Origin of the sequence: Burkholderia diffusa (assembly GCF_001718315.1) — a bacterium.
Taxonomy (GTDB): domain Bacteria; phylum Pseudomonadota; class Gammaproteobacteria; order Burkholderiales; family Burkholderiaceae; genus Burkholderia; species Burkholderia diffusa_B.
This window is the reverse complement of record NZ_CP013362.1, coordinates 257,944-274,531: the sequence shown is the minus strand read 5'-3', so window position 1 is coordinate 274,531 and position 16,588 is coordinate 257,944. Positions and strand designations below refer to the sequence as shown.

Below are 16,588 nucleotides of genomic sequence, written 5' to 3'. Positions count from 1 at the left end.
CGGCAGGCCGTCGCGCATTTCATATGATGAATTTTAAATCCGTTAAAAATCAAATAGATGGAGAATTAACTAAGCGGATTTAGAATTCACCCTCAGCACAAATAACGTCAAATACGGGTTTTCCCCAACCCCGCTCAGGTAAAATGCGTTGCATTGCACAAGTCGCTTGTGCAGCTACACACTGAGGAACCCACGATGAACACGCAACTCAACCGCCGTGCCGAGGCTGTCGGCCACGCCGGTACTGCGCCGGTTCTCGTCAGGGAACTGGCTTCCAAAGATCGTGAGCAAATGCTCACCCACTTTCTCTCGCTCAACGAAGAGGATCGCCTGCTGCGCTTCGGCCAGATGGTGCCCGATCACGTGATCGAGAACTATGTCCGTACGATCGACTTCGGTCGCGACACAGTGTTCGGCGTGTTCGACCATGCGCTCGAGCTGATCGGCGTCGGCCATCTGGCGTATCTGCCCGCCGAAGGCGACAAGCGGACGGCCGAATTCGGCGTGTCGGTGCTCGAAAGCGCGCGCGGCCGCGGCGTCGGCTCGAAACTGTTCGAGCGCGCGGCGATCCGCAGCCGCAACACCCGCGTGACGATGCTGTACATGCATTGCCTGTCGCGCAACGCGACGATGATGCACATCGCGAAGAAGTCCGGGATGCGGATCGAATATGCCTACGGCGAAGCCGATGCGTACCTGTCGCTGCCGCCGGCCGACCACTCGACGATTCTCGCCGAGATGCTGCAAGAGCAGGCCGCGGTATTCGACTATGCGCTGAAGCGCCAAGCGCACCGCACGTCGAAGTTCCTCGCATCGCTGATGCCCGCCGCGCTGACGGCGTAACATCGGCCAACCGGGCTGCCTCGCGGGGCGCCCGGCCCGCCTTCCCTTCTCCTGCCTCCCCGCATCACGCGTCAGCGCACCGACCGAATCGGCAACGCCGTCGTCTCCTTGAAGCACTCGAGCGAGAAGCTCGTCTTCACGTCGATCACCGACGGATGGTGCAGCAAATGCTCCTGCACGAAGCGGGAAAAGTGCGCCATATCCTCGACCTGCACGCGCAGCAGGTAATCCATGTCCCCCGTCATCGCATGGCACGCGACCACTTCCGGCCAGGTCTGCACGGCCGCGCGGAACAGTTCCGCGTGGGTCGCGCCCGCGCGCGCCGACGTCTCGTCGGCACGAACCGGCGCCAGGCCGCCGCGCTTCTCGAGCCGCACGCTCACGTATGCGAGCAAGTCGAGGCCGAGCTTCTGTGGATCGAGCAGCGCGACGTAGCCGGTGATCACGCCGATCTCCTCGAGCCGGCGGATCCGCCGCAGGCACGGGCTTGGCGACAGGTTTACGCGCTCGGCGATCTCCTGGTTCGACAGGCGGCCGTTCTCCTGAAGAATCGCGAGAATCCGCCGGTCGATGGCATCCAATTCGGCTTGCGCCATTTTCTGCCCTCCAATGATTGCTCAGAGACTGGAAATTGCGCCATCGTAGGCACGGACGATTAAGTTCGCAAGTTTACGCTCGCGCCCGCCCGCTACACTCTGTCGCACGTACCGATTCGCGGCGCACGCCGACGCGTGCGCCGCATTCGACATCGAACCGGGCCGCGCACGCGCACGTCGCGCCGGCCGATCGCCCCGCACAGGAGACACGACATGCAGATCCCCAACTGGGACAACCCCGTCGGCACCGACGGCTTCGAATTCATCGAATACACCGCGCCGGACCCGAAAGCGCTCGGACAACTGTTCGAACGGATGGGTTTCACCGCGATCGCGCGCCATCGCCACAAGGACGTGACGGTCTACCGCCAGGGCGACATCAACTTCATCATCAACGCCGAGCCCGATTCGTTCGCGCAACGCTTCGCGCGCCTGCACGGCCCGTCGATCTGCGCGATCGCGTTCCGCGTGCAGGACGCCGCGAAGGCGTACAAGCACGCGCTCGAACTCGGTGCGTGGGGCTTCGACAACAAGACGGGCCCGATGGAGCTGAACATCCCGGCGATCAAGGGCATCGGCGATTCGCTGATCTACTTCGTCGACCGGTGGCGCGGCAAGAACGGCGCGCAGCCGGGCGCGATCGGCGACATCAGCATCTATGACGTCGACTTCGAACCGATCGCAGGCGCGAACCCGAACCCGGTCGGCCACGGCCTCACCTACATCGACCACCTGACGCACAACGTGCATCGCGGCCGCATGCAGGAATGGGCCGAATTCTACGAGCGCCTGTTCAACTTCCGCGAAGTGCGCTACTTCGACATCGAAGGCAAGGTGACGGGCGTGAAGTCGAAGGCGATGACCTCGCCGTGCGGCAAGATCCGGATTCCGATCAACGAGGAAGGCTCGGACACGGCCGGCCAGATCCAGGAATACCTCGACGCGTACCACGGCGAAGGCATCCAGCACATCGCGCTCGGCACGAACGACATCTACGGCGCGGTCGACGGCCTGCGCGGCAAGGGCGTGAAGCTGCTCGACACGATCGACACGTATTACGAGCTGGTCGACCGCCGCGTGCCGAACCACGGCGAATCGCTGGACGAACTGAAGAAGCGCAAGATCCTGATCGACGGCGCCCGCGACGACCTGCTGCTGCAGATCTTCACCGAAAACCAGATCGGCCCGATCTTCTTCGAGATCATCCAGCGCAAGGGCAACCAGGGCTTCGGCGAAGGCAACTTCAAGGCGCTGTTCGAATCGATCGAACTCGATCAGATCCGCCGCGGCGTGGTCCAGGACAAGGCCTGACGCAGACGACGGCCGCGCGGCGGCCGGCAGACGGCGCCCGGGCCGAGCGGCGCCGGCGGCACATGAAAAAAGGGCGGGAATCTTGCGATTCCCGCCCTTTTGTTGTTTTGCATCGTTCCGGCGCGACCCGCCGGCCGCGCGAACGGATCAACGCACGTTCGCCTTCGACACGACGGCGCGTGCGGCCGCCGGCTGCGCGTCCGCGCCCTGCGCCGGCGCGATCTGGCGCATCTGCGCGCCGGCTGCCGCCAGTGCGCTCGCGCCTTGCGCATGCGCCGGGCCGGTCATCGCGAAAAACGCTGCGGACACGATCAGGAAACTCTGGATATGACGTGTGTTCATTGCACCTCCTTTAAAACTGCCGGCGCCTCCCCGGTTGCGTCGAAACGAGCCGACGCGGCCGGGCACCTCCGGCAGGCCGACAAGATTAACGGCATTTGCACGGAGATGGAGCGGGCTTTACATGCTTTTACATGATGTAACGCATTGACCCGCGAGATTTCGTCGTCGCGTCGTTGCCTGTCGACCGATGGGCGGCGGGTTTATCCCAGTGCTACCATCACTCAAAACCGGCCAATATGCCGGCCACTGCCGACACGTCCACAAGACGTCGACGCAATCGAAGTTTTGGTGATCCCAAACTGGGTGGAGGAGACAGTTAATGAATGCCCCGCTAGACGCAGGCCAACGCGCGTCGCTCGAAGCCGCGCTGAAGTCCGTCACGCTTGACGACAAATACACGCTCGAACGCGGCCGCGCGTACATGAGCGGCATCCAGGCGCTCGTGCGGCTGCCGATGCTCCAGCAGGAACGCGACCGCGCCGCCGGCCTCAACACGGCCGGCTTCATTTCGGGTTATCGCGGCTCGCCGCTCGGCGGCCTCGACCTGTCGCTGTGGAAGGCCAAGCAGCACCTCGCCGCCCACCAGATCGTCTTCCAGCCCGGTCTCAACGAAGATCTCGCCGCCACCGCCGTGTGGGGCTCGCAGCAGGTGAACCTGTATCCCGGCGCGAAGCACGACGGCGTGTTCGGCATGTGGTACGGCAAGGGACCGGGCGTCGACCGCACCGGCGACGTCTTCAAGCACGCGAACTCGGCCGGCTCGTCGAAGCACGGCGGCGTGCTCGTGCTTGCCGGCGACGACCACGCGGCGAAATCGTCGACGCTCGCGCACCAGTCCGAACACATCTTCAAGGCCTGCGGGCTGCCGGTGCTGTTCCCGTCGAACGTGCAGGAATATCTCGACTTCGGCCTGCACGGCTGGGCGATGAGCCGCTACTCGGGCCTGTGGGTGGCCCTCAAGTGCGTGACGGACGTGGTCGAATCGTCCGCATCGGTCGACATCGACCCGCATCGCACCGAGATCGTGCTGCCGACCGACTTCATCCTGCCGGAAGGCGGCCTGAACATCCGCTGGCCGGACCCGCCGCTCGTGCAGGAAGCGCGGCTGCTCGATTACAAGTGGTACGCGGCGCTCGCCTATGTGCGCGCGAACAAGCTCGACCGGATCGAGATCGACTCGCCGAATGCGCGCTTCGGGATCATGACAGGCGGCAAGGCATACCTCGACGTGCGCCAGGCGCTGACAGACCTCGGCCTCGACGACGAAACCTGCGCGCGGATCGGCATCCGCCTGTACAAGGTCGGCTGTGTGTGGCCGCTCGAGGCGCAGGGTGCGCAGGCGTTCGCGCGCGGCCTCGACGAAATTCTCGTCGTCGAGGAAAAGCGCCAGATCCTCGAATACGCGATCAAGGAAGAACTGTACAACTGGCCCGATGCGCAGCGCCCGCGCGTATTCGGCAAGTTCGACGAGAAGGACGGCGCCGGCGGCGAATGGTCGGTGCCGATGGGCAACTGGCTGCTCCCCGCGCACTACGAACTGTCGCCCGCGATCATCGCGAAGGCGATCGCGACGCGCCTCGAGAAGTTCGAGCTGCCGTCCGACGTGCGCGCGCGGATCGCCGCGCGGCTGGCGGTGATCAACGCGAAGGAAATGGCGCTCGCGAAGCCGCACGTGCAGACCGAGCGCAAGCCGTGGTTCTGCTCGGGCTGCCCGCATAACACGTCGACCAACGTGCCGGAAGGCTCGCGCGCGATCGCCGGGATCGGCTGCCACTACATGACGGTCTGGATGGACCGCAACACGAGCACCTTCAGCCAGATGGGCGGCGAAGGCGTGCCGTGGATCGGCCAGGCGCCGTTCACGGACGAGAAGCACGTGTTCGCGAACCTCGGCGACGGCACCTATTTCCACTCGGGCCTGCTGGCGGTGCGCGCGGCGATCTCGTCGAAAGCGAACATCACCTACAAGATCCTCTACAACGACGCGGTCGCGATGACGGGCGGCCAGCCGGTCGACGGCGTGCTGACGGTGCCGCAGATCACGCACCAGCTCGCGTCCGAAGGCGCGAAGAAGATCGTGATCGTCACCGACGAACCGGAGAAGTACGACGGCCAGAAGGCGCTGCTCGCGCCGGGCGTGACGATCCATCACCGCGATCAGCTCGACGACGTGCAGCGCGAGCTGCGCGAGATCGAAGGCACGACGATCCTGATCTACGACCAGACCTGCGCGACCGAGAAGCGCCGTCGACGCAAGCGCGGCACGTATCCGGACCCGGCGAAGCGCGTCGTGATCAACGACGCCGTTTGCGAAGGCTGCGGCGACTGTTCGGTGCAGTCGAACTGCCTGTCGGTCGAGCCGCTCGAAACCGAATTCGGCACGAAGCGCCAGATCAACCAGTCGAGCTGCAACAAGGACTTCTCGTGCGTGAAGGGCTTCTGCCCGAGCTTCGTAACGGTCGAAGGCGGCCAGCTGAAGAAGCCGAAGGCCGTGTCGGTGGACGGCGGCGCGCTGCCGCCGATTCCGGAGCCGACGCTGCCGGCGATCGACCGCGCATACGGCGTGCTCGTCACGGGTGTGGGCGGCACGGGCGTCGTCACCATCGGCGCGCTGCTCGGGATGGCCGCGCACCTGGAGAACAAGGGCGTGACCGTGCTCGACGTGACGGGCCTCGCGCAGAAGGGCGGCGCCGTGATGAGCCACGTGCAGATCTCGCACGCGCCGACCGACATCCACGCGACGCGAATCGCGATGGGCGAAGCCGACCTCGTGATCGGCTGCGACGCGATCGTCACGGCCGGCGACGAATGCACGTCGCGGATGCGGCACGACACGACGCGCGTGGTCGTCAACAGCGCGCAGACGCCAACCGCCGAGTTCATCAAGAATCCGAACTGGGCGTTCCCGGGCCTGTCCGCGGAAAACGACATCCGCGCGGCGGCTGGCGCGGCCGTCGACTTCATCGACGCGAACCGCTTCGCGGTCGCGCTGCTCGGCGACGCGATCTACACGAACCCGTTCGTGCTCGGCTACGCGTGGCAGAAGGGCTGGCTGCCGCTCACGCTCGCGTCGCTCGAACGCGCGATCGAGCTGAACGCGGTGTCGGTCGAGAAGAACCGTGCGGCATTCGACTGGGGCCGCCGTGCCGCGCACGACCTCGCGAGCGTGAAGCAGGCCGCGGCCGGCGACTCACGCCCCGCGCAGGGCGCAACGGTGATCTCGCTGCACACGAAGAAGGCGGTCGACGCGTTGATCGCGAAGCGCGTGGACTTCCTCACGGCGTACCAGAACGCCGCGTATGCATCGCGCTACGCGGCCTTCGTCGACAAGGTGCGGGCAGCCGAGCGCGCGCTGGCGGACAGCGACGCCGCGCAGGAACCGCTGACCGAAGCGGTCGCGCGCAACCTGTTCAAGCTGATGGCGTACAAGGACGAATACGAGGTCGCGCGGCTGCAGTCCGATCCGGCGTTTCTCGCGCGCCTGTCGTCGCAGTTCGAAGGCGACTGGAAACTGAAGTTCCACCTCGCGCCGCCGCTGTTCGCGAAGACGGACGCGCACGGCCATCTCGTGAAGAAGGCGTACGGCCCGTGGATGCTGTCGGCGTTCCGATTGCTCGCGAAGGCGAAGTTCCTGCGCGGCACGGGCCTCGACCCGTTCGGCCGCACCGAGGAGCGCCGCACCGAGCGCGCCCTGATCGGCGAGTACGAAGCGCTGATCGGCGAAGTGCTGGCCAGCCTGAACGCGGCCAACCGCCCGCTCGCGCTCGAACTCGCGGCGCTGCCGGACGGCATTCGCGGCTACGGCCACGTGAAGGAGAACAACCTGCGCGCGGTTCGCCAGAAGTGGAACACGTTGCTCGCGAAGTGGCGTTCGCCGACGGGCGGGCAGTCGCACCAGCAGGTCGCGTAACGGCGCGCGGCGGGCGTTCGCGGTCGGGACGTCCGCCTCCGCGCGGTCGGCGGTTCATGAAAAAAAACGCCACGGAACGCAGGTTCCGTGGCGTTTTTCATTGTGCCGCGCGCGATGCGCGGCACACGCGCATCGCGAGCTTACTTCGTGTTCGCGTTCGCGGCGGCCACCGCCGTCATGTTGATGATCCGGCGCACGGTCGCGGCCGGCGTCAGGATGTGGACCGGCTTCGCCGCGCCGAGCAGGAGCGGGCCGACCGTCACGCCTTCGCCGCCGACCATCTTCAGCAGGTTGTACGCGATGTTCGCCGCTTCGACGTTCGGCATGATCAGCAGGTTCGCCTCGCCCGACAGCGTCGTGCCCGGGAATGCGGCCTTGCGGACCGCTTCCGACAACGCGGCATCGCCGTGCATTTCGCCATCGACCTCGAGGTTCGGCGCACGCTCGCTGATCAGCTTGCGGGCTTCGGCCATGCGGCGCGACGACGCCGACGGCGCACTGCCGAAGTTCGAGTTGGACAGCAGCGCGGCCTTCGGCACGATGCCGAAGCGCTCGATCTCGGCGGCCGCCTGGATCGTCATGTCGGCGAGCTGTTCGGCGCTCGGCAGTTCGTTCACGTACGTGTCGCACAGGAACAGGTTGCGGCCCGGCAGCATCAGCAGGTTCATCGCCGCGAAGTGCTCGGCGCCCTTCGCACGGCCCAGCACCTGCTCGATGAACTTCAGGTGCGTGTGGTACGTGTCGATCATCCCGCAGATCATCCCGTCCGCATCGCCCAGATGCACGAGCATCGCGCCGATCAGCGTGTTGAACTTGCGCAGCGCGGCCTTCGCGACTTCCGGCGTCACGCCGTCGCGCGCGCCGATCTCGTGGTACGCCTGCCAGTAGCGGTGGTAACGCGTGTCGTCTTCCGGATTCACGATCTCGAAATCGACGCCGGCCTTCAGCTTCGAGCCGATCTTCGCGAGGCGCATCTCGACGACCGCCGGACGGCCGACGATGATCGGCTTCGCGATCTTTTCCTGCAGCACGAACTGCGCGGCGCGCAGCACGCGCTCGTCCTCGCCCTCGGCGAACACGATGCGCGCCTGCTTCTTCTTCGCGGTCGCGAACACCGGGCGCATCACCATGCCGGTGCGGTAGACGGTCGCGCCGAGTTGCTCGCGATATGCGTCCATGTCCTGGATCGGGCGTGTGGCGACGCCCGAATCCATCGCGGCCTGCGCGACGGCCGGCGCGATCTTGATGATCAGGCGCGGGTCGAACGGCTTCGGAATCAGGTATTCCGGCCCGAACTCGAGCGAGTGGCCTTCATACGCCTTCGCGACTTCCTCGCTCTGGTCGGTTTCCTCGGCCAGCTCGGCGATCGCGCGCACGCACGCGAGCTTCATTTCTTCCGTGATCGTCGTCGCGCCGACGTCGAGTGCGCCGCGGAAGATGAACGGGAAGCACAGCACGTTGTTGACCTGGTTCGGGTAATCCGAACGGCCAGTCGCGACGATCGCGTCCGGGCGCACGGCCTTGGCGTCTTCCGGGCGGATTTCCGGTTCGGGGTTCGCGAGCGCCAGGATCAGCGGGCGCTCGCCCATCGTCTTGACCATGTCCTGCTTCAGCACGCCCGCGCTCGAGCAGCCGAGGAACACGTCCGCGCCGACGATCGCGTCGGCAAGCGAGCGCGCGTCGGTGGTCGCCGCATAGCGCTGCTTCGACGGATCGAGGTTGCCGCGCCCTTCGTAGATCACGCCCTTCGAGTCGGCGACGAGGATGTTCGACTTCGTGAGACCCAGGTTCACCAGCAGGTCCAGACACGCGATCGCCGCCGCGCCCGCGCCCGAGCACACGAGCTTCACTTCGGACAACTTCTTGCCGACCACCTTCAGGCCGTTCAGGATCGCGGCCGACGCGATGATCGCGGTACCGTGCTGGTCGTCGTGGAAGACGGGGATCTTCATGCGCTCGCGCAGCTTCTGCTCGATGTAGAAGCATTCCGGCGCCTTGATGTCCTCGAGGTTGATGCCGCCGAGCGTCGGCTCGAGCATCGCGATTGCCTCGACCAGCTTGTCGGGGTCGGACTCCGACAGTTCGATGTCGAACACGTCGATGCCCGCGAACTTCTTGAACAGGCAGCCCTTGCCTTCCATCACCGGCTTGGCGGCCAGCGGGCCGATGTTGCCGAGGCCCAGCACGGCCGTGCCGTTCGTGATGACGCCGACGAGGTTGCCGCGCGACGTGTACTTCTGCGCGTCGAGCGGATCGGCGTGGATCGCCTCGCACGCGGCGGCGACGCCCGGCGAGTACGCGAGCGACAGATCGAGCTGGTTCGACAGCGGCTTGGTCGGGGTGACCGAAATCTTGCCGGGTTTCGGGTTCAGGTGATAAGCGAGAGCGGCCTGCTTCAGTTGTTCGTCCATGATTGACCTGCGAGAGACATGCGAAATATTGACGGTTCAGTACACAGCACCTTGGGCCGCGTCTGCTTGAATCGAAGGGGTGGTCGACTGCGAGACGGCACGCAGCGCGCCGGGTCGGCACGCCATCGAACCTTGGCGGGTGGCAAGAGGAAAGTACAAAGTACTGAACGATTTCTAAGGGTCGCCTAGTGTACACCCCCTAAATGACGTCCGTTGGTGCGGCGCCGCATCCTCCGCATCAGCATCGGGATGGTCGCGCCCCGTTTGTTTCGCCGGTGGCGAGCCGCGCGGAGCCGCGCGCCAAACCTGCGGGATTTCCGCCGAAAACCCGCCTGAATCGGGTAAAATAGCCGGCTACGCGCGCAGCGATGCGATCGGCTCGCCGATCGCACCCAGGCCCCCACGGGCAGGTTCCCCTTGCTGCGCCACCGGGCCCGCGCCCGCTCTTCGCTCATCACCCAAGGAATGCCCATGACAGGCTACGATCGTCAGTCGATCTCGGATACGACCGCCAAAATCCTGCTCGAAGTGCAGGCGGTGCACTTCAATGCCGAAAAACCGTTCATCTTCACGTCCGGCTGGGCAAGCCCCGTCTACATCGACTGCCGCAAGCTGATCTCGTATCCGCGTGTGCGCCGCGCACTGATGGAAATGGCGGAAACGACGATCATGCGCGACGTCGGCTTCGAGCAGATCGACTCGGTGGCGGGCGGCGAGACGGCCGGCATCCCGTTCGCGGCCTGGCTCGCGGATCGGATGATGGTGCCGATGCAGTACGTTCGCAAGAAGCCGAAGGGTTTCGGCCGCAACGCGCAGATCGAGGGTCATCTGGAAGAAGGCTCGCGCGTGCTGCTGGTAGAAGACCTGACGACCGACAGCCGCAGCAAGATCAACTTCGTCAACGCGCTGCGCACCGCGGGCGCGACGGTGAACCACTGCTTCGTGCTGTTCCACTACAACATCTTCAAGGAAAGCGTGTCGGTCCTGAAGGACATCGACGTCGACCTGCATGCGCTGGCGACCTGGTGGGACGTGCTGCGCGTCGCGAAGGCATCGGGCTACTTCGAGACCAAGACGCTCGACGAAGTCGAGAAGTTCCTGCACGCGCCGGCCGAGTGGTCGGCCGCGCACGGTGGCGCGACGGCCCCGAAGGAGTAATGCCGAGCCGGCACGCCGCCGGCACCCTGGCCGAAAAAGCCGCTCGCCTGACCGCGAGCGGCTTTTTTTCGTCCGCCAGTGCGCATCGGGGGCCGGCACGAACGCGCGGGCCGCGGCATGCATCGCTCATCGAACCCTAATGCTAGACTTGATTCATCGCCGCCATCAGCTGCGCAGGCAACGCACAACGCCAACAATGCCGGGAGCATCGGACCGGCCCACGTGACGGGAGAAGCGCCATATGCGTGTGGATCGCCGGATCACTTCGCCTGCGTCCCCGGGTCGCCCTTCGCCGTTCATCGCCGCCCTTCCCTGCGCCGCCGCGTGTGTCGCGTTCGCCGTCCTGCCCGCGCGGGCGGAAGGCCCGTTCACCGTGTCGAGCAACGACCTGACGCCCGGCGGGCGCGTCGGCGCCGCGAACGTGTTCGACCGCGGCGACTGCAAGGGCGACAACCGTTCGCCGCAGCTCAGCTGGCGCAACCCGCCGCCCGGCACGCGCGGCTACGCGATCACGATCTTCGATCCCGATGCGCCAGGGCACGGCTGGTGGCACTGGGCCGTCGCCACCATCCCGGCGAGCGTCACGAGCCTGCCGGCCGACGCGAGCGCGTCGGGCTTCCTGCGCCGCATCGGCGCGAGCGAGGCGCGCAACGACTTCGGGATCGACGGCTACGGCGGCCCATGCCCGCCGCCCGGCAAGCCGCACCGCTACGTGATCACCGTCTATGCGCTGAAGGGCACGGACCTGCGCGTCGCGCAAGGGCGCCCCGCTCCGATGTTCGAGCACGAGATCGGCACGCTGACGATCGGCACCGCGCGGCTCACGGTCACTTACGGACAGTAAGCGCTCGCGCGCCGCCTGCCTGCCGTTGCGCGCGTCTCGGAGCCGCGATCACCCGCGCCCGCGCGCGTGCTGTTCTCCCGTCATTTAGGCTTGCTAGACTCAGCGGCATCGGTCGCGGCATCCCGCCGCGCATCCGTCGCGCCGCCCCACCGCGGCGCGTGACGCGGCAGGCCGCGGCGCCCGCCGTTTCGTCCTCTTCCGGAGAACGCTTCATGTCGAACATCGTCATCGTCTATCACAGCGGCTACGGTCACACGCAGAAACTGGCCGAGGCCGTCCATGCAGGCGCGCAGGACGCCGGCGCCACCGCACGCCTGATCGCCGTCGGCGAACTCGACGACGCGGGCTGGGCCGCGCTCGACGCGGCGGACGCGATCGTCTTCGGCGCGCCGACCTACATGGGCGGCCCGTCCGCACAGTTCAAGCAGTTCGCCGATGCCACGTCGAAACCGTGGTTCACGCAGAAATGGAAGGACAAGATCGCCGCGGGCTTCACGAACTCCGCGACGATGAACGGCGACAAGTTCTCGACAATTCAGTATTTCGTCACGCTGGCGATGCAACATGGGATGGTGTGGGTCGGCACGGGCATGATGCCGGCCAACTCGAAGGCGGCCACGCGCAACGACATCAATTACGTCGGCGGCTTCACGGGCCTGCTCGCGCAGTCGCCGGCGGACGCGACGCCCGACGAGGGCCCGCTGCCCGGCGACCTCGAGACCGCGAAGGCGTTCGGCCTGCGCGTCGCCGAGGCGACCGCCCGCTGGCTGGCCGGCGGCCGCTGACCGCCGCCAGCGAGCCCGCCCGCTCGCCGCCCGGCACGCGGCGATGCGGTGCCGGCGCGTATCAAAGTGATACAAGACGGCCCGCGGGCCGTCTTTTTTCGCCCCGCGCGGTGCAGGCCCGCCGGATGAGGTTTTAAAATGGCGGTTTCAGGGCGCCGCGGCTCCCGTGTCATTCAGCGAGAACGAAATGAGCACCAAAGTTTTTGTCGACGGCCAGGAAGGTACGACCGGCCTCAAGATCTTCGAATACCTGTCGGCGCGCAACGACATCGAGATCCTGCGCATCGATGAAGCGAAGCGCAAGGACGTCGACGAGCGCCGCCGCCTGATCAACGCATCGGACGTCACGTTCCTCTGCCTGCCGGACGTCGCGTCGCGCGAATCGGCATCGCTGGTCGAGAATCCGGACACGACGCTGATCGACGCGAGCACCGCGTTCCGCACGAGCGCCGACTGGGCATACGGCCTGCCGGAACTGACCCGCGCGCAGCGCGACAAGATTCGCACGTCGAAGCGCATCGCCGTGCCGGGCTGCCATGCATCGGCGTTCGTGCTCGCGATGCGTCCGCTCGTGGATGCCGGCATCGTCGCGCCGACCTTCGCCGCGCACAGCTACTCGATCACCGGCTACAGCGGCGGCGGCAAGTCGATGATCGCCGAATACGAAAACGCGGCGCCGGGCGGCAAGCTCGCGAGCCCGCGTCCGTACGCGCTCGCACTGGCGCACAAGCACCTGCCGGAAATGGCCGCGCACACGGGCCTCGCGCACGCGCCGATCTTCACGCCGATCGTCGGCCCGTTCCTGAAGGGCCTTGCCGTGACGACCTACTTCTCGCCCGAACAGCTCGCCAAGCGTGCGACGCCGCAGGATGTGCAGCGCGTGTTCGCCGAGTACTACGCGGACGAACCGTTCGTGCGCGTCGCACCGTTCAACGCGGATGCGAACCTCGACAGCGGCTTCTTCGACGTGCAGGCGAACAACGACACGAACCGCGTCGACCTGTTCGTATTCGGCAACGAAGAGCGTTTCGTCACGGTCGCGCGCCTCGACAACCTGGGCAAGGGCGCATCGGGCGCCGCGATCCAGTGCATGAACATCAACATCGGCGCGGCCGAAGACACCGGCCTCAAGCGCTGATCCTTCTCGCATCGGATGCAAGCCGGCCGCTGGCCGGCTTTTTATTTACCCATATCAGGCAATATATAAAATCCGGTTTACGCATTTACAAATATTTACAAGCTTTCCATTGCGCGATTACCGGCAAATTAATTCCACCCCACCTTCTCCAGTCAATCCCGAATAGGGATAAACCTGATATCGCCGCTTTAAACGCTGCCGTTATACGCAGGAAGGCCTCCAGGGCCGCCCGAGCGTGGCAGACGCCCCACTTCGGCAGCACTCTAGCACTGCCCGTGCGTTTTAATTCTTACTGAAATCCGTATCCTGCAAGGATTCATCGCGCGCGCGTTGTTTCAATCGTCTTTTTTAGACGAGTTCATCAATTGACAGCAAAAATCCAGGCAGCGACATTAGCTCGCACAATTAAACGATTGGAGACAGCGGCATGTCGCACGCCTTATCGAAGGGGGTGGCAACGGCCTTTGCCATCGCCCCTTTCCTGATTGCCTGTGGTGGAGGAGACGGCGGCTCGCCCGCGCCGATCGAAGCACCCCAATGTTCCGGATCGAGCTGCGGCACGCAAGGGCCGCCGCCGTCGCAGCCGATCAACGGCGCGCTCTGCCCGGCCGATGCCGACATCGTGAAGAGCACGTACCTCGGCGGCGCCGGTAGCGGCGAGATCGTCAGCGTCAACATCGACGCGGTCGCGATGACGTACACGCTCAAGTGGCTCGAATCGCCGATTCCGCTTGCGACCGGCACGGTCACGCCGAGCCGCGCCGGCACCACGATCACCGGCAAGGTCGTCCACCCGCCGACCGGCACGCTGCCGACCGCGGAGCAGACGCGCTGCGCGTTCGTGCTCACGCCGGGTTCGGGCACGGCACCGAACGGCTCGACTTATTCGACGGCCGCCGACTTCAACCAGGCGAACCCGCCGATGCTGCTGGTCGGCATGGGCGTCGCGGGCGGCGGCATCCCCGGCGCGACGGTTCAGTACGACGGCCTGACGATCAGCGTCGCCGGTGTCCCGATCTACAAGAACGTCGGCCAGGTGCCGAACCGCCACTTCGACTTCTATCCGTTCCTCGGCTTCGCAAGCACGACGACCGACCTCACGAAGCTGCCGGGTACGTACAACGCGCTGATCTATCACCTCGTGCCGTCGGGCAACTACGCGACGAAGGGCACGAATTCAAGCGAGACGTTCGACGCGAACGGCGCGTGTACGTCGACGTCCTCGGGCGGCTGCCTGACGACCGGCGATCCGTGGACGGTCAACGCAAACGGCGGCTATCTCGACAGCACGAAGGCGCCGCAGATCCTGCCGCAGACGCAGTTGCCGCTCATCGGCGCGACCGGCAAGTCGGCGACCGCGCACATGGTGATCGGCCAGCTCAACGGCGCGACCGTGCCGGTGGTGGTCCGCACGGGCTACGTGTATCTGGGCACGGATCTGGCGCTGCATACCGACGCAAAGGTCGACGACGAATCGGGCATCGCGGTGCTCGGCGCGGCGAGCGCGATCCAGTCGGGCGCGATCGACGGCGGCTACGCGGGCGCCGATTCGAACTTCAAGTACACGGCGGCACTGATCCGCGGCAGCAACGCGTCGTTCATCAACCCGACCACGCAGGCGGAGGAGGACGGCTTCACGCTGGACTACGGTCAGACGACGCCGGGCCTGCTGAACACGACGACGATTCCGAAGAGCGGCACGGCCGCATCGGGTGTGGTGATCGCGACGGGCGGCCTGTACGCGGCGCTGATCCAGGGCACGGTGAACGGCGGCGTCACGTCGACGTCGGCGAACTCGAGCACGTCGTCGACACCGTACTTCGGCGTGGGCGCGCAGATCAGCAAGTAACGATCGGGGACGCGGCGGCGGCCGGTGCGCCGCCGCGGAATGCAGGGAAGGCACGAAACGACGGCGCCCGGCACGGCGCAGGCAGCACGAGCACAAGCAACAGAAGCGGTCGACAGGGAGCCGGCCGCCTGACAAGACAAATCTGGAGGAGCAACATGAAGCGCAACCTCGTTCTGGCGGCGGCCTTTGCCGCCCCCCTTCTTTCCGCATGCGGCGGCGGCAGCGACAATCCGCCCCCGCTCGTCGAAGACCGGCTCTGCCCCGCAACGCTCGACTACAGCACCGTGTTTACGGGCGGCGCGGGCAGCGGCGAACTGGCCAAGGTCCAGCTCGACACGACCAAGATGACCTGGCAGGTCACCTATGTCGAATCGGCGGTTCCGCAAAAGACCGGCACCGTCACGCCGACCCGCGCGGGCACCGTCGACAGCGGCACGCTCACGCAGGAAACGCTGCTGCCGACCAACAAGCTGAACCAGTGCGCATTCCGGCTGAACGGCGCGAGCCTCGATGCGTCGCGTCCGGCGCGCATCTTCGTCGGCTTCGGCGTCGCGGGCGGCACGATTCCCGGCAAGGAGATCCAGTTCGACGGCGTGCTCGGCCAGGCAGCGGTGCCCGACACGAAATTCCCGTACTACCCGTTCATCGGCTTCTCGTCGATCGAAACCGACATCACAAAGGTCGCGGGCACGTACAGCCACATCGGCTTCGGCGAAGTGCCGTCGCAGAAATTCGCGCCGGCGTCGATCGACGCCAAGGTGACGATCAACGCGGACGGCACGTGGACCAAGTGCGACACGACCGGCCAGTTCGCCGGCGGCGCGTGCGTGCAGCAGGGCACGAACTTCGTGCAGTCGGCCGACGGCAGCGGCGCGTTCCAGTCGAACAACTACGCGAGCCAGCTGAAGCCGACGCTGTCGGCGACGCCGCAGGGCAAGGGCTTCATGATCGTCGGCAAGCTGCGCAACCAGCTGGTGCCGATCCTCGTGCGCACGGGTGTCGCGAACCCGAACCCGACGCCCGACAGCAACGGCGTGCCGGGCCTGACCGCCGACGACGAATCGAGCATCTCGATCCTCGCGCCGCAGACGGCCATCGCGGCCGGCTCGCAGAACGGCGAATACATCGGGGTCGACAGCCAGTTCGACTACCGGACCACCGCGCTGATCAACAACCAGGCCACGCTGCTCGATCCGTTCCAGCCGTCGCAGGCATCGCTCGCGACCGCGCTCGACCTGGACTACACGCAGAAGGTGCCGGGCACGGTCACGACGATCCATACGGGCTCGGGCAGCACGTCGCCGACCGGCAAGTTCATCTTCACGGGTGGCGTGTTCGGTTTCCTCGACAACGCGGGTTCGACGCCGTATTTCACGATCGGCGCGTTCGTCCAGTAAGCGG

12 protein-coding genes are annotated in these 16,588 nt (G+C 66.0%); 9 read left to right on the top strand and 3 right to left on the bottom strand.

The genetic code is table 11. The annotated features are described in order from the left end of the window. Nucleotides 1-195: 195 nt before the first annotated feature. Complete coding sequence (locus tag WI26_RS01185; protein ID WP_069225034.1) at nt 196-843, top strand: GNAT family N-acetyltransferase; 648 nt, start codon at nt 196-198, stop codon at nt 841-843. 71 nt (nt 844-914) lie between these two features. On the opposite strand, the gene WI26_RS01180 is transcribed toward WI26_RS01185, so the two are convergent. Next, entirely contained in the window at nt 915-1,439 is a 525-nt protein-coding gene (locus WI26_RS01180) for an Lrp/AsnC family transcriptional regulator (RefSeq protein WP_011655746.1), read from the bottom strand. A 213-nt stretch (nt 1,440-1,652) separates the two neighbouring features. Between WI26_RS01180 and hppD the strand changes: the two genes are divergently transcribed. After that, nucleotides 1,653-2,750, top strand: a complete 1,098-nt coding sequence (gene hppD, locus WI26_RS01175; RefSeq protein WP_059465128.1) for a 4-hydroxyphenylpyruvate dioxygenase — start codon at nt 1,653-1,655, stop codon at nt 2,748-2,750. A 147-nt stretch (nt 2,751-2,897) separates the two neighbouring features. Here the strand turns inward: hppD and WI26_RS01170 are convergent, their stop codons facing one another. Further along, nucleotides 2,898-3,092: a hypothetical protein gene (locus WI26_RS01170; protein WP_069225033.1), complete on the bottom strand. Its 195-nt coding sequence runs from the start codon at nt 3,090-3,092 to the stop codon at nt 2,898-2,900. A gap of 319 nt (nt 3,093-3,411) precedes the next feature. Here WI26_RS01170 and WI26_RS01165 point away from each other — a divergent pair, with 319 nt between their 5' ends. Next, nucleotides 3,412-7,002: an indolepyruvate ferredoxin oxidoreductase family protein gene (locus WI26_RS01165; protein ID WP_069225032.1), complete on the top strand. Its 3,591-nt coding sequence runs from the start codon at nt 3,412-3,414 to the stop codon at nt 7,000-7,002. A 140-nt stretch (nt 7,003-7,142) separates the two neighbouring features. On the opposite strand, the gene WI26_RS01160 is transcribed toward WI26_RS01165, so the two are convergent. Beyond that, nucleotides 7,143-9,413, bottom strand: a complete 2,271-nt coding sequence (locus WI26_RS01160; protein WP_059465125.1) for an NADP-dependent malic enzyme — start codon at nt 9,411-9,413, stop codon at nt 7,143-7,145. Nucleotides 9,414-9,884: 471 nt separating this feature from the next. Between WI26_RS01160 and WI26_RS01155 the strand changes: the two genes are divergently transcribed. The 6 genes from WI26_RS01155 (at nt 9,885) to WI26_RS01130 (ending at nt 16,584) form a co-directional block, all read left to right on the top strand. Continuing rightward, complete coding sequence (locus tag WI26_RS01155) at nt 9,885-10,571, top strand: orotate phosphoribosyltransferase (RefSeq protein WP_006752465.1); 687 nt, start codon at nt 9,885-9,887, stop codon at nt 10,569-10,571. A gap of 241 nt (nt 10,572-10,812) precedes the next feature. Next, the gene (locus WI26_RS01150; RefSeq protein WP_059508629.1) at nt 10,813-11,415 is read left to right on the top strand and encodes a YbhB/YbcL family Raf kinase inhibitor-like protein; all 603 of its coding nucleotides are present in this window, start codon (nt 10,813-10,815) and stop codon (nt 11,413-11,415) included. 212 nt (nt 11,416-11,627) lie between these two features. After that, on the top strand, nt 11,628-12,200 hold the full coding sequence (locus WI26_RS01145; RefSeq protein ID WP_059465123.1) for a flavodoxin family protein: 573 nt from the start codon (nt 11,628-11,630) through the stop codon (nt 12,198-12,200). Nucleotides 12,201-12,387: 187 nt separating this feature from the next. Continuing rightward, a complete protein-coding gene (argC, locus tag WI26_RS01140; protein WP_059465143.1) occupies nt 12,388-13,338 on the top strand; it encodes an N-acetyl-gamma-glutamyl-phosphate reductase in 951 nt (316 codons plus the stop codon). Between the two features lie 427 nt (nt 13,339-13,765). Next, a complete protein-coding gene (locus WI26_RS01135; RefSeq protein WP_059465122.1) occupies nt 13,766-15,187 on the top strand; it encodes a DUF2957 domain-containing protein in 1,422 nt (473 codons plus the stop codon). 155 nt (nt 15,188-15,342) lie between these two features. Further along, complete coding sequence (locus WI26_RS01130; RefSeq protein WP_059465121.1) at nt 15,343-16,584, top strand: DUF2957 domain-containing protein; 1,242 nt, start codon at nt 15,343-15,345, stop codon at nt 16,582-16,584. The last annotated feature ends 4 nt before the right edge of the window (nt 16,585-16,588 follow it).

Bases quoted from the DNA above. Each gene is read 5' to 3' on its own strand.
- argC (WP_059465143.1), top strand. From the start codon at position 12,388: ATGAGCACCAAAGTTTTTGTCGACGGCCAGGAAGGTACGACCGGCCTC.
- WI26_RS01185 (WP_069225034.1), top strand. From the start codon at position 196: ATGAACACGCAACTCAACCGCCGTGCCGAGGCTGTCGGCCACGCCGGT.
- WI26_RS01155 (WP_006752465.1), top strand. From the start codon at position 9,885: ATGACAGGCTACGATCGTCAGTCGATCTCGGATACGACCGCCAAAATC.
- WI26_RS01165 (WP_069225032.1), top strand. From the start codon at position 3,412: ATGAATGCCCCGCTAGACGCAGGCCAACGCGCGTCGCTCGAAGCCGCG.
- WI26_RS01180 (WP_011655746.1), bottom strand. From the start codon at position 1,439: ATGGCGCAAGCCGAATTGGATGCCATCGACCGGCGGATTCTCGCGATT.
- hppD (WP_059465128.1), top strand. From the start codon at position 1,653: ATGCAGATCCCCAACTGGGACAACCCCGTCGGCACCGACGGCTTCGAA.
- WI26_RS01170 (WP_069225033.1), bottom strand. From the start codon at position 3,092: ATGAACACACGTCATATCCAGAGTTTCCTGATCGTGTCCGCAGCGTTT.
- WI26_RS01130 (WP_059465121.1), top strand. From the start codon at position 15,343: ATGAAGCGCAACCTCGTTCTGGCGGCGGCCTTTGCCGCCCCCCTTCTT.
- WI26_RS01135 (WP_059465122.1), top strand. From the start codon at position 13,766: ATGTCGCACGCCTTATCGAAGGGGGTGGCAACGGCCTTTGCCATCGCC.
- WI26_RS01160 (WP_059465125.1), bottom strand. From the start codon at position 9,413: ATGGACGAACAACTGAAGCAGGCCGCTCTCGCTTATCACCTGAACCCG.
- WI26_RS01145 (WP_059465123.1), top strand. From the start codon at position 11,628: ATGTCGAACATCGTCATCGTCTATCACAGCGGCTACGGTCACACGCAG.
- WI26_RS01150 (WP_059508629.1), top strand. From the start codon at position 10,813: ATGCGTGTGGATCGCCGGATCACTTCGCCTGCGTCCCCGGGTCGCCCT.